The following is a 14,305-nucleotide window of genomic DNA, read 5'->3' on the forward strand; positions in this document are numbered from 1 at the left end:
AGGCTCGGACAAGTGAGAGTCGGGCACGGTGTGAAAACTAGCGTCGGTGCGTTGTCGACCGATGGCCGCCGAAAGGATGAAATTCTCGAGACGGCCGCTCGCCTGTTCGCCTCCTCCGGCTTGCGTACCTCGCTGCAGGAAATAGCGGATGCGTGCGGTATCAAACCGCAGAGTCTCTATCATCATTTCGGTTCGAAAGAAGCCATCGTCGTCGAGTTGGTTCAGCGCTATCACGTCGAAATCGATCGCGTGGCGGAGACGGCTCGCGCGGGCCTGAAAGGTTCCCGATTCACCCCGGATAATATCGTCGAATTGGGTAAGGCGATCGCACAATGCGCCGCCCGGAACAGTGCCGCCCTGCAGTTCACCTTCTATGAGCCGTCGGCCGGCGCCGGACTCGAGCTGGTGCGGTTGACCAGCCGTGGTGCGACGGCGATCGAATTCGCCGTGCTGGAGACGCTGCGCGCCGGGCGGTCGATCGGATTCATTCGTCCGGGTATCGATCTGGTGACGCTCGCCGATCGAATGTGCCAGACTTTTCTGCACGTGGGTCTGTACCTGTTCCACCGTTACACGGCGGTCGATCGGGTGGCCGACCTGTTCTGCGAGATCCTGCTGTACGGCGTGGCCGCGGCGTCGCCGGAAAATGGTGAATTGGATAAGTCGGATGCTCTGGTCGCGGTCGATCGAGTCATCCGACTGTGGAACGAGACGGACGAGGCCGACGAGGACAGTAAGGTTGCCTTGATCCGCCAGGTCGCGCGTTCGGAATTCGGCCGCCGCGGTTATGAGGTCACCACGATCCGAGATATCGCCGCGGCTGCGGGCATGAGCATCGGGACCGTCTATCGGGCGGTCGGCTCGAAAGAGGAACTGCTGGCCTCGATCATGAGCTCGTTTTCCAAGAAGACCGTCGCGGGCTGGGAGGCCGCGCTCGGCTCCGATTCGACCGTCGTCCAGAAACTCGACGCCCTGGCCTGGCTGCACATCAATGTCGTGGACCGGTTCAATGACGAGTTCAAGATCCAATTGACCTGGCTACGTCAATCGCCGCCCGAGGTGAGCAATCCCGGAATGTCGTTCCCTGCCGTGCTTCGGCAGTTGCGGACCCTGCTCGGTGCCGGTGCCGGTGCCGGTGCCGAACAGGAAGAGATCCGCCTCGCCAACCCGGCGGCCGAACTGACCGCGCGCTGCGTCCTCGAATTGACCTGGATGCCCGAGAACATCGTCCGTCGTATCGGCAAGCGCGCCGCGCTCATTCACGCACGCGATACCGTGCTGCGCGGTGTAGCTGTGCGTTGACGGCTCCGGGCGACGTGTGAGCCGATCTCCCGCAGGTACCGGTCGGGTCCGCCCAGGAACGCGCTCCAGCTCAACAGCCGCTCTAGGTAGAGATGGGCATCGTGTTCCCAGGTGAAGCCGATGCCGCCGAAGATCTGGATCGCGGCTTCCCCGACGGTCGCGAGTCGGCCCGCGAAGGCCTTGGTCCGGATTGCGGCCAGGTGCCGGTGCTCGTCCGAGGCGAAATCGGCGGCCCAGAGTGCGTGCAGCACGCCGCCGCGAGCCAATTCCACGGTTTCGAACATGTCGACGCACAGGTGTTGAACCGCCTGGAATGCGCCGATCGGTCGGCCGAATTGCTGACGGGTCCCGGCATGGTCGAGGCTCAGTTCCAGAATGCGTTGTGCCGCACCGAGAGCGTCGGCGGCCGATGCGATGAGAACGTCGTCGATCACCGCCGCGAGCCTCGTCGTCGGCGCGGTGCCGAGGTGTCGAGCGGGCGTGTTCACCAGAGTCACCCGAAATTGCTTGCGGGTCCGGTCCACAGTGGGTTGCGGCGTGATTTCCGCTCCGGCCGAAGGTATTTCGACGGCGAACAACGATATGTGCGTTGCCGTCGGGACTGGTACCAGCAGTACGTTCGCGGCCGCCGCATCGGGCACCGCGGTGAATGTGCCGGTCACCGACGAGTCGGTGCCGAGCGCACTCGCGACGACGTCTCGGGCATCCGGCAGACAGACCGTGGCCGTCGCCGATCCGTCGGCGATGCCTGCCAGCACATCGGCGGCGTGCTCGGTCGCGTCGAGCCGGGCCAGGGTTCGGGTCGCGGCGACCGCGGTGGATTGCCACGGCCCCGGATCCAGTGCGCGACCCATTTCCTCGAGCACGATTCCGGCTTCCACCATGGTGGCGCCTGCGCCGCCGTAATCCTGCGGGACGAGCAGGCCGGTCACGCCGAGGTCGGTCAGGCCTTGCCACAGCGGCTGCGTGGTGCCGGTGGGATGGTCGAGCATCATGCGCACATGTTCGGTGATCGGTGCCTTTTCGGAAAGGAAGCGACGAACCAGATCGCGTAGTGCCACTTGCTCTTCGGTGAATTCCAGGTTCATCGGTGCGGTAGCCCCAGTGCGCGAGTTGCGGTGATGTTCTTGTTGATCTGTGTTGTGCCACCCGCGATCGTCAGGGCGCGTGCGGCCAACCGCATTTTCGCCCACTTGCCGTCGGCGGCATGCGGACCGAACACATCGAAACCGAGCGTGGCCAGATCTTGACCCAGCTCGCCCCATACGGTCTTGGCGAGGCTGGCCGAACCGATGGCATCGTTGCCTGCCATCGCCGCCGAAACCGCTCGGCGGCAAAGGTCTTCGAGAAATGCGATCCGTACGGCCACCTCACCGAGCCGATGCAGGGTGTTCGGCTCGTCCAGGGGGGCGTGGCCGTCGACACCGGTCTCGTCGAGGTCGGCGACGAGATCGTCGAGCCGGACCTGCAGCTCCGAATACAGCCGGGCGGCATTGGCCCGCTCGTGGCCGAGCGTGGTGGTGGCCACCTGCCAGCCCTGGTGCACCGGACCGAGTAGGGCAGTGCGTGGCACCCGTACCTCATCGAGGAATATCTCGGCGAATTCGGCCTCGCCGGTGAGCGTCTTCAGCGGCCGCACTTGGATTCCGGGCCGTCTCATATTCACGATGAGGCACGAAATGCCCTGGTGTTCGGGGGCTGCGGGATCGGTGCGGACGAACAGCTGGCACCAGTGCGCGCGCTGGGCCAGCGAGGTCCAGATCTTCTGACCGGTGACCACGAACTCATCGCCCACCCGCAGCGCGCGGGTGCGCAGCGATGCGAGGTCCGAGCCGGAGTCGGGTTCGGACATGCCCTGGCACCAGATATCGTCGGCGCGGACCATGCGCGGCAGCAGCGTTCGTTTCTGCTCCGGCGTCCCGTAGTGCATGATCGCCGGGCCGATATTGTTCAGGCCGATGATATTGACGGGCAGTGGAGCCCGAGCACGCACCGTTTCTTCCACATAGACGAGCTGCTCCAGCGGGCCCGCCCCACGACCGCCGTACTCCTCCGGCCAGGACACCGCGCCCCACCCTGCGTCGGCCATGGTGCGATTCCAGTCGCGCACGACCTCGAACGCGGCCGGATCGTCGGCGATGTGCTTGCTCGCCGTCACGATGTCATCGGTCAAATGCTCGGCCAACCAGGTGCGCAGCTCGTCTCGAAATTCCTCGACGTGCGCGGGCAGGGAGAAGTCCACGCGGACCTACCCGAACAGCACTGGCAGCGCGGTGGGCGAGCGGAACACCTGACCGCGGATATGGGGGTCGTCGCCGTCCGGATCCAGGCGCAGATCGGGCAGGCGATCGAGCAACCGGTTGAGCGCCACGCGCATTTCCGTGCGCGCCAAGTGAATTCCGAGGCACAGATGTGCGCCCTGACCGAACGACATATGCGGCCGGGAGGCGCGCACGATATCGAGGCGGTCCGGATCCGGCCAGCGATTCTCGTCCCGATTCGCCGCGGCGAGCATGAGCATGACCGTCGACCCGGCCGGGATGGGCACACCCGACAGCACGGTGTCCTGGGTGGCCAATCGAGTGATGTTCAGCAGCGGAGTCTCATACCGCAGCACCTCCTCGATCGCCCGTGGCACGAGCGCGCGATTGGTGCGGATCGCTTCGAGTTCGGCCGGACGCGACAGCAGGGTCATCAGCATGTTCCCGGTGGAGCGGTAGGTCGTCTCGACGCCGGCGGGCAACAGCAGTCGCACGAACGAGAAGATCTCCTCGTCGGTCAGGCGCTCACCCTCCAGCTCGGCGCGGGCCAGATCGCTGATCAAATCCTCCCGCGGGGACCGACGCCGCTCGTCGAGGATTGTGGCGAGGTATTCCTTGACCTCCTGTGCGGCGGCCACCGCCAGCTCGCGCTGGGTGTGGAAGCTGAGAATGGCGATGGACCAGCGCTGGAACTGCTTGTAGTCCGCGCGCGGCAGCCCGAGCATGCCCGCGATCACCTGCGTCGGGAACGGGAAGGTGAATTCCTTGACCAGCTCGGCTCGTCCGCGGTCGGCGAAGCCGTCGATGAGTTCGTCGGCGATGGGGGCGACGAGTTCGGTTTCCCAGCGCGCCAACGCTTTCTGCCGGAACGCGGTCGATACCAGTCCGCGGTAGCGGCGATGTTCGGGATCGTCCATTCCGAGCATGATGTGCTTGCCCATGATGTCGCCGAGCAGCATGTCGATGATGTGCCCGGAGGAGAACCTCGCTCCGTCGCGCAGCACCTCGAGTATGTCGTCGTAGCCGTAGACGAAGAACACCGCCTGATCGTCGGCGTGCGGCATATTCGAGGTGTCCAAGCGCTGCACCGGATTGGTTTGCCTGGCGCGGGCCAGCTCGGGGTACGGGTCGCGGACATCGCCCGCGACGGCATCGTCGAACACTTCGAAGTCGCTGTCGTCGCCTGCGCGGCGATCCTGGTCGGCATTCGCATTGCCGGTCGTGGTCCGAACAGGGGTGTCCACGGCTTCTCCTTGCATCTGACCGAATATTCGTTCCGAGTCAGCGTAAGTGAGTCGAATGGTCGCGTCAACGGTCTCCGGCGGCTGTCGCTGCCGTTCAACCAGGTCAGCTGCGGCGCTCGGGAATTGGCGTCGGGCAGGCCCGATCGATCCGTTGACGGCACCGGTACCGCTACGTAACATTCTGAACGAATTTTAGGTTCGGCCTGAGAAAGGCCGCGCGGACGGAGAGTGACGTGGCCTACGAAAGCACTGCCGAGCCGATCAAACTCGGCTATCTGTTCGACTTCCGCCTCCCGGAGGGCTATCCGCCCGAGATGCGAGCGGATCTGACCCGCCCATTCGATCTGGTCTTCGAACAGGGCCGCGGGCACGGCATCATCGACCGCCCCGTCGAGATCGTGTTCCGCGAGGTGGAGGGCCTGCCGAAGGGCACGGTGAAGGCGGTGATCGACGCCTACGGCGAACTCGTCGACGAGGGCTGCCTCGCGGTCTTCGGACCGCACATCACCGACAATGCGGTCCCCACCCGCGAGGAGATCGAACGACGATTTCATGTTCCGGCGATCAATGTGTCCGGGACCGACGACTGGCTCGGCGAGTGGACATTCGCGCTGCCGCAGGGCTCGATGACCGATGAACCGGTGTTCTGGGCGCATCTGCTGGCCAAGGGCGGACACACCGACGTCGGTGCACTCGTGGAACAGTCACTGGTCGGCGAGAGCTATATCAAGAACTTTCGCCGCGCGTGCCGGGAGCAGGGCATCCGGATCGTGGCCGACGCGCAGATACCGCAGACGGCCCAGGACATCAGCCCCGCGGTGCGCACACTGCGGGAAGCCAAGGCGAGCGCAATTGTGCACTGCGGCTTCGGATTCGGCGTCGCCATGGTCACGCCCGCGCTGCACGCGCTCGACTGGGACCCGCCCCGTTTCATGGGCACCGCATTCCAGAATGCCTGGATCAATCCGCTCTTGTGGCGGGCCTTCCTCGGCTGGACCGGTGTCGATCAGTACGACGAGGGAAATGCGGTCGGCCAGCGGTTTCTGGACGAGTACGAGACCGCCTACGGACGCCGTCCGCAGTATTGCGTGCCGGTGATGAACCGGGATATCGCGACAGTGCTGTTGCACGCGTTCGCCGACGCTCATCCGCTGTCGCCGCGCGGGGTGAAGGAGGCCATGGAGCGGGTGAAGATGCTGCCCGCCGCCGCGGGTGCACCCGGAACCCGGCTCTCCTTCGGGAAGTGGACTCGGCGGGGCTGGATGGGCGCCGGGTATCTCGTCGCCCGCAAATTGGATCCGGATGGACAGAATTCACATCTCGTCGCGCGATTCGGTGAGGACTGAAACCATGACATCGTCGAAATCGGATACGAGCGAAACAGCGCTCGGCACAACGGATCCGGTCGCAGCAGGGCATGCGCGAAGGTGGCTGCCGATCACGGTGGTGGCGGTGATCATCGTCGTGATCGGGTTGATCGCCGCCAACGCCAGGCGCGGCGCCGACGATCCGCGCATCGCGAACCCCGACGTGAGCGGTGCGCCCCGTCCGGTGCCGCCGCTGTTCGGGTGGGACCACTGGATCACGCTGCACGAGATCGGGACCGTCGTCATGATGGTCGCGCTGATCACGGTGGTTGTGGTCATGTGGCGGCGCCATCCGCGCCATCCGGTGCTGTTGATGGTGCTGGTGACAACGGCGATCGTGTGGCAGGACCCGATCATGAATTGGGCCCCGTACGCCGTCTACAACCCGCAACTGTGGCACTGGCCGGTGCATTGGCCGCTGGTCTCGCTGTCGCCGACGGTCGAGCCGTTCATCGTGATCGGTTACGCGACTTTCTATCTCGGACCGTTCTTTCCGGCCATCTGGCTGCTGCGGCGAATTCAGGCCCGCCGGGCGCCCGGCTCGTTCATCTGGCGGCATCCGCTGATCTGCTTGGCCGCTTTGATTCTCGCTATCGGGTTCGTCTTCGACGCACTGCTGGAATGCTTTCTGGTCCGGACCCAGCTGTACATCTATTCGCAGGTCATTCCGTTCGGTTCGGTATTCACCGGTGAGTCCTACCAGTTTCCGCTGATCTGGGAGTCGGCGCTGGTCACGGTCGTGATGATCCCGGCGGGCGTGCTGCTCTATCGGGACGACACCGGTCGTACCGTCGCCGAGAAGTTGGCGCTGCGGGTGCGACTGTTCCGCGGCAGGCCCGTGCTGGGTGCGTTCGTGGTGATGTTCGTGATCGTGAACGTCGCCTACTTCTGCTACGGCGCCGGTTTCACGCTCATTCGCGATACCCGAGTCGCCACATCGGTGGCCTGTCCGTGGCCGTTTCCGGAGGCGAAAGTGTATGACCCGCAAGGCTTCTACGAGAAGGCAGGACAGCCAGGCCCCTATTCCGCCGGGATCTGGTCGGGGTGGGAGAGCGCGCAATCCGGACGCCCCGCCGTGACTCCGCCCGCGGATGGCGGCCGCTGTGGAGCGAACAATGGCTGAGGTCAGCGGCGAGTTCGGCCTGCCGAATTCGAGTCGGCGGCGGGACTAGCCGTGGGGATCGGATGATCGCGGTCGGCCCTGGTCGAGAGCGGCAGCCGGATCGATTCGGATTGCTGGCTTCGGGTATCGCTGGTCGGCCGCTCGAGGTGGTCTCGGCGCAGGTCGGCGAACCGGCCTGGACCGACGGTACCCGCGTCCACCTCGATCCGGCCGCCACCATCCGGGAGCAGATCACGGCTGTCGCCGTGCAGGCATCGTTGCTCGCCGCCGGTAGCCTCGCGCCCGAAGTCGTTCGGCCACTGGCCCGTCGGCCCGCGCTCGCCCGGCGATACCTGGCGATCGAGGGCCATCGGGCCTTGGCGGCCAACAGGTTCGCGCTGCCGTGGCCGGTGCAGTCGATCATCGATGTCGATCTGGCCGGGCGCGTCGGTTCGGCGGCCGCCTCGCTGGCCGTTGCCCGTGGCGCCGACCCGTTGCCCGATCCGCCTCCGAGTTTCGGAGTCATCCACGCGGAACGCTCGACAATGGCGGTGGAAAAGTGTTCGGGAGCGGCGATTCTGGGCCAACGCCCGGTCGACGACGAAACCGGGCGCCGGAAGCCCGAATCCGAAACCGAAGACGATTCGGCAGCCCCATCGTTGAGCATCGATCTGGTCGGCGGTCGAGGGGCACTATCGAGGCTGTTCGAGCGCATGATCGGATTCGGCCGCACATCGCGGGGCGGCGCCACCGGTGGGGACCGGCCGCGAGTCATGCGGGTCGCCGCGGCGCGCCTGCGTGGCACCGGACCGGTGATCGGTACCGCCGCGCTGCGTGCTGCGGTACCGGCGATCCGACATCGCGGTATCGCGTACCCGGAATGGGATCTCGGCCGCGGACGCTACCGGCCCGACTGGTGCACCGTGACCGAGCTGGATCCGCGCGATCTCGGCACACCGGTCGTCGTCACCGGTCCCGGACTGTATCGACCGCTGGCCCGCCTTGGCCTGAGTCTGGAACGCCGCCGTCGACGGCCGCAAGGTGACGATCTGGATGTGGACGCGGCCGTCGAGGAGCGGGTCGATGCCATGACCGGTACGACGCCCGACGGTGCGGTCTATATCGAAAGTGTCCGGCGCAGACACGATCTCGCGGTTCTGGTTCTGCTCGATGTCTCGGGCTCGACGGCCATGCCGAGCCTCGGCGGGGCGTCGGTGCACGAACTCCAGCGAGCCGCGGCGGCATCGCTCACCACCGCGCTCGACGGTCTGGGCAATCGAGTCGCACTGTACGGCTTCTATTCCCAGGGACGATCCGCCGTCCGCCTGGTGCGGGTGAAGAGTTTCGACGATCGCCTCGATCTGCCCGCGCTGCGCCGCCTCGGCGCGCTCGTGCCTGGGGCGTATACCCGCCTGGGTGCGGTAATCCGGCACGGCACAGCGCTATTGGAGACCTGCGGTGGGATGACTCGCCGCATATTGGTCGTGCTCTCCGACGGGTTCGCCTACGACCACGGTTACGAAGGCCCATACGCGGAGGCCGACGCGCGGCGTGCCTTGGCCGAGGCCCGCGCGCACGGCACGGGTTGTCTGTGCCTGAGTATCGGTGCCGATGCGGAGCTGGCCGCACTTCGCCGGGTCTTCGGAACCGCCGCACACGCCGCCGTGCCCCGGCCGGACGATCTGGTGCCGGTGATCGGTCCACTACTCCGCGACGCAATTCGTGCGGCAGACCTTCGGCAGCAGACGATCTCCAGGAGACCCCCATGACAGTTTCGCTACGTCCCTGCTATGTGCCGGTCGGTACCGAGGAAGAGGTCTTCAAAGCGGCATTCCGGCAGGGTTTATCGGTCATGCTGAAGGGGCCGACCGGTTGTGGGAAAACGAGATTCGTCGAGGCGATGGCGCACGCCGTCGGGCGGCCGCTGATCACCGTTGCCTGCCATGACGACCTGACCACCGCCGATCTGGTCGGTCGCTATCTGCTGCACGGTGGCGAAACCCGTTGGGTGGATGGACCTTTGACGCGCGCGGTGCGCGAGGGCGCGATCTGCTACCTCGACGAGATCGTCGAAGCTCGACAGGACACGACGGTCGTGCTCCATCCACTGGCCGACCATCGCAGGCAGCTCCCCATCGATCGCCTCGGCGTCACGCTCGATGCCGCCGAGGGTTTCTGTCTCGTGGTGTCCTACAACCCCGGATACCAGAGTGTGCTGAAGGATCTGAAGGATTCGACGCGCCAGCGCATGGTCGCCATCGAGCTCGGCTTCCCGCCGATAGAGGTGGAGGAGAAGATCATCGCCGCCGAAGCCGGTGTCGATCCGCAGACGGCCGCGCGACTGGTGCAGATTGGTCACGCCGTTCGCCGCGCCGACGGCGTCGGTCTCCGTGAGGTCGCCTCGACCCGGGTGCTGGTCACGGCCGGCCGGCTCATCGCCGAGGGACTGGATCCGCGAGATGCGGCACTGGCGGCGATTGCCGGTCCGCTCAGCGATGATCCTGCCGTGACGGCCGGACTTGTCGAACTCGTCGATGCCTATCTCGGTAATTGATCGCGGACGCACTTTTGCTTGTGAACCGAATATTCGTTCCGTAAGCTGAGAAGTCAGACGGGGGTCGAAATCGAAACTGTGCGAAGGGAAATCGAGATGGGGCGTGTTGCAGGCAAGGTCGCATTCGTCACGGGTGCGGCCCGCGGCCAAGGGCGAAGTCACGCGGTGCGACTGGCCGAGGAGGGCGCCGATATCGTCGCGGTCGATCTATGTCGCGATATCGAGACGATCCGATACGCCTTGGCGCGACCGGAAGATCTGGACGAAACCGCCCGGCTGGTGCAGAAGGCGGGTGGGCGCATCCTGACGATCCAGGCAGATGCGCGGGACCCCGAACAGATGCGTCGAGCAGTCCAGCGCGGTATCGCCGAATTCGGCAAGCTCGACATCGTGGTCGCCCAGGCGGGTATCGCCGGGATGCGGGGCGAACCGCAGGATCAGGCGTGGTGCGACGTGATCGCCACCAATTTGATGGGCACCATCAACGCCGTTCAGGCGGCACTGCCGCATCTGCGGGAGGGCGCGTCGGTGATCGCGACCGGCTCCACCGCGGGCTTGATGGAAACCAAGAAACTGGACGTCCCCGGCAGCGATCCGGGCGGTATCGCCTACCCGCTGTCCAAACGCCTGCTGTCCCAATACATGCACGAGTTCGCGGCACAGTTCGGCCCACGCAGGATTCGTGCCAATGTCATTCACCCCACCAACTGCAATACGCCGATGCTGCACAGCGAGCCCATGTATCGCGCGTTCCGTCCGGATCTGGAGAATCCCACGCGCGCGGATGCCGAGGTGGCCTTTCCGGTGCAGCAGGTGATGCCGGTGCCTTACGTGGAGCCGGAGGACATCAGCGAGATGGTGGTATTCCTCGCATCGGACGAATCACGCTACGTGACCGGTATGCAGATGCGGGTGGATGCCGGTGGTTACCTCAGGTGGTACGACTACCACGTCTGACACGCGGCCCCGGGAATCACCGGCTGACCGCGGGGGTGGCCACGCCGACCTCGACGCGGACTCGATCCTGATAGAAACCGATGTGGCCGCTCAATATCGCGACCTCCGCATAGGGCTCGGCGTACTCCCAGGCGACCGGATCCGGACCATCGGCCGGACGCCAGTACCGCGCCGTGCCCTTGAACGGACAGCGTGATGTCTGCTCGTGGGGGACGAGCAGGTCGAAGCGCACATCGGATGCAGGCAGATAGAACACGATGCCGTGATCCTGTTCCGCGACAAGCAGACTCGCGGTCGACTCGCCGAAAATCCGTTCGCCGGAGGTGACTCGGACCAGATTGCGGATGCGTCGGATTTCGACGCGATAATCCGGCCGGTCCAGATAGCCCGTTGGCTCCAAGATGTCTCCTGTGGGTCAGAGCAGTGTGTCGGAGTTCGTGGCGCGTGGTTCGAGGCCACGCACCATCGCGTGCACACTGTAGGAGGCGACCACGGCCCCCGCTTCGGTATACACCTGGCCCTCGCTCTGGGCGTGGCCGCGTCCGGCGTAGGTGACGCGGGTGGCGTACAGCAGCCACCGCGCCACGTCGACCTCGTCGTGGAAGGTGATGGTGGCCATCGTGATTCCGGTGGAGATCGACCGGTGCGCCATCGCCTCACCGAAACCCGCGTGCGGGCGCAGCGCGGCGGCCACCGTCCAGTGGGTGCTGGACTGAGTCAGCAGCGCGGCGTGCAGGTAGTCGTGCTCCGGTGCGTCGCGAAATCGCGTCCAGACGAACAACTCCGGCGGGCCGACCCGATTCGGATCCGGGTCGTAGGCGTCATCGACCACCCGCATGTCGCGGCCGTCCACCTCGGTGCCCGGAATGGCGAGTGGGCGCAGTCGATCCGGCGGATCGACCTGCGGCATCGGGGCCGCCGAGCGAATCAGGTCGGGCGCACCGGCGTCGAGCAGCACGATCCCGGCGCAGCGCGGCGAATCGTGCTGGCGGATGGTGACCTGCGCGGTGGTGTAGGTGCGCCCGGATCGCAGTGCATCGACCTCGATATCGAGCGGGGCCGTATGTGCGGCGGCGCGCGAGAAGATCATCGATGCCGAGGTAACGCGTTGGTGCGGTACATGTTTGGCCGCTGCCACCACCGCGTCGCCGAGCATTTGTCCGGCTTCGACCACATCGCGGGCCGTCGGACCGTGAGCCGGGGCCAGATATCGGCCCGCGCCGGACGGCTGCACATCCATCAGGCGTTGTAGTTCCGCCTGATTCCACGCGGGCGCGGCAATATCTACCTGCGTATCGAATTCGTCGCTCAGCATATGGCTCGCATTCAGTGGCCGTTCGGGAGGTGCGGGAGGAGTTCGGTTTCGGGCTCGACGCCGAACGAACGCAAAGCCATGGCAACCAAAGCATAGGTGCCGACCGTGAAGACCAGGTCCATCAGCTGCTTGTCGTCGAACTCGCCGACCAGAACGTGCCAGGTGTCCTCGCCGATCGTGCCGTCGGCGAGCAACTCGTCGGTCGCGCCGAGTAGGGCTCGCTCGCCTGGCGACCAGTCCGGAAGAGCTCCGTGCGCTACGCGGGCGATCTCATCGGGAGCGATACCGGCCCGTTCGGCAAGGATCGTGTGCTGTGCCCATTCGTAGCCGCAATTCCGTAGGTGCGCGACCCGCAGGATGACCAACTCCCGTTGCCTTGCCGACAACGTGTTCTCCGCCAGCAGGTGCCGGTTGAAGCTGAGGAACGGCTTCGTCAAGGCCGGATAGCCCGCCAATGTGCCGAGCAGATTGGAACCGCTCTGGTGACTGTCGTCCGGTTCCTCGCCGATGACCGAATTGCGGAATCGGGCGATGAACGCCGTCATATCCTCCGACCATTCCGCGCGGGGTACCGGTGCTATGCGAGCCATAGTCGTCGAATCCTTTCGAGTCGGTCAGGTATTGCGGCCGCCGTTGACGCCGATGACCTGACCGGTGATGTATCCGGCCTCGGCACTTACCAGGAACGCGCAGGTGGCGGCGATATCCTCGGGTTGGCCGATCCGGCCCACCGGGGTCGCGGCCACTTGCTTGTCCAGGTCGAATACCCCTCGGCGCAGACTCTCGCGCATCATGGGGGTTTCGATGAAGCCGGGCGGAATCGTGTTGACCGTAATACCTTTTCGGCCGTATTCGAGTGCCAGCACTTTGGTCAGACCGACCACGCCCGCCTTCGACGATACGTAGGCCGCCATACCGGGAACACCGGAGTGCATGCTCGAGGACGAAATATTGACGATGCGCCCCCAGCCTTCGTCGATCATGTCCGGCAGCACTGCCTGGCAGCAGGCGAACGTTGCGGTGAGGTTGACCGCGAGCACCCGGTTCCAGGTCTCGGCGGTGATATCGAGGAACGGTCCGGCGATGGTGACCCCCGCGCTGTTCACCAGGATGGTCGGCTTGCCCAGCCGGGCGCGGGCCTCGGCGACACCGGCATCGATGGCGGAGCGGTCGGCCACATCGACGGACAGACCGATAGCCCGGCCACCGGCTGTCTCGATCGCGGCGGCCGCGGCTTCAGCACCGTCGAGATCGAAGATCACCACCTGCGCACCGTCGGCCGCCAGGCGATGGGCGATCGCGCCGCCGATACCGGAGGCGCCGCCGGTGATGATGGCTGTTCGAGTGGGATCACTTGTGCGAGAAGTCATTTGATCGACTCCTCGCCGACGACGGTGGACCGGTGCATCCGGCGCGGCAGTGTTCGGTCGAATTCGCACGCCCGATGGATCAGGCCGGTGTTGTCCCAGATCACCATGTCGCCCACCGACCAGGTGTGCTTGTACACCCGGTCGGGCGCGGTGGCGCGTGCCGTCAGATCGTCCAGCAGCGCTCGCCCCCGCTCGGGTTCCATCCCGACGATATGTGACGCGGAAGCACCGAATACCAACGACTTTCGGCCCGATAGATGTGTCCACACCAGCGGATGCACGCGGTCGGGCCAGCGCGCCCAATCCGACTCCTGTTCCGGTGCCGGATTCGGGTAGGTGAGGCGCTGGATCCGGGCCATCCGGTGGATCACCTGGAGATCGGCGAAGCGCTCGCGCTCGGGATCGGATAGTGAATCGTAGGCGGCGTAGGTGCTGGCGAATGCCGTTTCGCCGCCCTTGTCGGTGATCACGTGGGCGCTCATGATCGAGGCTTTGGCGGGGACCTCGTCCATGGCTCCGTCGATGTGCCAGTAGTCGTTGCTGGGGTAGTACTTCGCATTCGGATTGTCCGGGTCGAAGCTGATGATCATGACGTGCGGGTTCGGATAATTGGGGAATCGCGCCAGCGGCCCCAACTTCCGGGCGAACGCTACCTGGGCATCGTCACCGGCGTGCAATTCGCGAAACAGCAATACGCTGTGCCGCTCGAGCAGTTCGAGACACTGTGCGGGCAGATCGTCGTCACCGAGCAGTCGCTCGACATCGATGTCGAGGATTTCCACTCCGACCGTCGCACTCAGTTTCTTCGTGGCAAGCGCGGCCATCGATGACTC

The 14,305-nt window shown here is 65.4% G+C and carries 14 protein-coding genes; 6 read left to right on the forward strand and 8 right to left on the reverse strand.

The window, feature by feature from the left end:
* Positions 1-51 precede the first annotated feature (51 nt).
* Positions 52-1,302, forward strand: a complete 1,251-nt coding sequence (locus tag ACQPZ2_RS14430) for a TetR/AcrR family transcriptional regulator (protein WP_433525993.1) — start codon at positions 52-54, stop codon at positions 1,300-1,302.
* Here ACQPZ2_RS14430 and ACQPZ2_RS14435 read toward each other — a convergent pair.
* Genes ACQPZ2_RS14435 through ACQPZ2_RS14445 form a run of 3 tightly spaced genes read right to left on the reverse strand, consistent with a single transcriptional unit; the run spans position 1,260 to position 4,726 of the window.
* Complete coding sequence (locus ACQPZ2_RS14435) at positions 1,260-2,390, reverse strand: acyl-CoA dehydrogenase family protein (RefSeq protein WP_433525994.1); 1,131 nt, start codon at positions 2,388-2,390, stop codon at positions 1,260-1,262. The two genes, ACQPZ2_RS14430 and ACQPZ2_RS14435, sit on opposite strands and share 43 nt — an antisense overlap.
* Positions 2,387-3,544, reverse strand: coding sequence for an acyl-CoA dehydrogenase family protein (locus ACQPZ2_RS14440; protein WP_433525995.1), 1,158 nt, complete (start codon positions 3,542-3,544; stop codon positions 2,387-2,389). The genes ACQPZ2_RS14435 and ACQPZ2_RS14440 overlap by 4 nt, the downstream gene beginning before the upstream one ends.
* A gap of 6 nt (positions 3,545-3,550) precedes the next feature.
* Positions 3,551-4,726 carry a cytochrome P450 gene (locus tag ACQPZ2_RS14445; RefSeq protein WP_433527423.1) on the reverse strand — a complete coding sequence of 392 codons (1,176 nt, stop codon included), beginning with the start codon at positions 4,724-4,726 and terminating at the stop codon, positions 3,551-3,553.
* A gap of 314 nt (positions 4,727-5,040) precedes the next feature.
* Between ACQPZ2_RS14445 and ACQPZ2_RS14450 the strand changes: the two genes are divergently transcribed.
* The 5 genes from ACQPZ2_RS14450 to ACQPZ2_RS14470 all read left to right on the forward strand — a co-directional run bounded on the left by ACQPZ2_RS14450 (position 5,041) and on the right by ACQPZ2_RS14470 (position 10,787).
* Positions 5,041-6,153, forward strand: a complete 1,113-nt coding sequence (locus ACQPZ2_RS14450; RefSeq protein ID WP_433525996.1) for an ABC transporter substrate-binding protein — start codon at positions 5,041-5,043, stop codon at positions 6,151-6,153.
* Between the two features lie 4 nt (positions 6,154-6,157).
* Positions 6,158-7,297 carry a spirocyclase AveC family protein gene (locus ACQPZ2_RS14455; protein WP_433525997.1) on the forward strand — a complete coding sequence of 380 codons (1,140 nt, stop codon included), beginning with the start codon at positions 6,158-6,160 and terminating at the stop codon, positions 7,295-7,297.
* 62 nt (positions 7,298-7,359) lie between these two features.
* The gene (locus ACQPZ2_RS14460) at positions 7,360-9,045 is read left to right on the forward strand and encodes a nitric oxide reductase activation protein NorD (protein ID WP_433525998.1); all 1,686 of its coding nucleotides are present in this window, start codon (positions 7,360-7,362) and stop codon (positions 9,043-9,045) included.
* Positions 9,042-9,830 carry a CbbQ/NirQ/NorQ/GpvN family protein gene (locus tag ACQPZ2_RS14465; protein ID WP_433525999.1) on the forward strand — a complete coding sequence of 263 codons (789 nt, stop codon included), beginning with the start codon at positions 9,042-9,044 and terminating at the stop codon, positions 9,828-9,830. The genes ACQPZ2_RS14460 and ACQPZ2_RS14465 overlap by 4 nt, the downstream gene beginning before the upstream one ends.
* A gap of 96 nt (positions 9,831-9,926) precedes the next feature.
* The gene (locus ACQPZ2_RS14470) at positions 9,927-10,787 is read left to right on the forward strand and encodes a mycofactocin-coupled SDR family oxidoreductase (RefSeq protein WP_433526000.1); all 861 of its coding nucleotides are present in this window, start codon (positions 9,927-9,929) and stop codon (positions 10,785-10,787) included.
* 16 nt (positions 10,788-10,803) lie between these two features.
* Here ACQPZ2_RS14470 and ACQPZ2_RS14475 read toward each other — a convergent pair whose 3' ends face one another.
* From ACQPZ2_RS14475 to ACQPZ2_RS14495, 5 genes are read right to left on the reverse strand one after another with little or no spacing between them, the layout of a single operon-like run.
* Positions 10,804-11,187, reverse strand: coding sequence for a DUF427 domain-containing protein (locus tag ACQPZ2_RS14475; protein WP_433526001.1), 384 nt, complete (start codon positions 11,185-11,187; stop codon positions 10,804-10,806).
* Positions 11,188-11,202: 15 nt separating this feature from the next.
* Positions 11,203-12,102, reverse strand: a complete 900-nt coding sequence (locus ACQPZ2_RS14480; RefSeq protein WP_433526002.1) for an acyl-CoA thioesterase — start codon at positions 12,100-12,102, stop codon at positions 11,203-11,205.
* Between the two features lie 11 nt (positions 12,103-12,113).
* Entirely contained in the window at positions 12,114-12,692 is a 579-nt protein-coding gene (locus ACQPZ2_RS14485) for a carboxymuconolactone decarboxylase family protein (protein ID WP_433526003.1), read from the reverse strand.
* A 24-nt stretch (positions 12,693-12,716) separates the two neighbouring features.
* On the reverse strand, positions 12,717-13,472 hold the full coding sequence (locus ACQPZ2_RS14490) for an SDR family NAD(P)-dependent oxidoreductase (RefSeq protein WP_433526004.1): 756 nt from the start codon (positions 13,470-13,472) through the stop codon (positions 12,717-12,719).
* Positions 13,469-14,296, reverse strand: coding sequence for a TauD/TfdA dioxygenase family protein (locus ACQPZ2_RS14495; RefSeq protein ID WP_433526005.1), 828 nt, complete (start codon positions 14,294-14,296; stop codon positions 13,469-13,471). Before ACQPZ2_RS14495 ends, ACQPZ2_RS14490 begins: the two co-directional genes overlap by 4 nt.
* Positions 14,297-14,305: the final 9 nt, after the last annotated feature.

It is taken from the genome of Nocardia pseudovaccinii, assembly GCF_050942345.1.
GTDB lineage: Bacteria > Actinomycetota > Actinomycetes > Mycobacteriales > Mycobacteriaceae > Nocardia > Nocardia pseudovaccinii.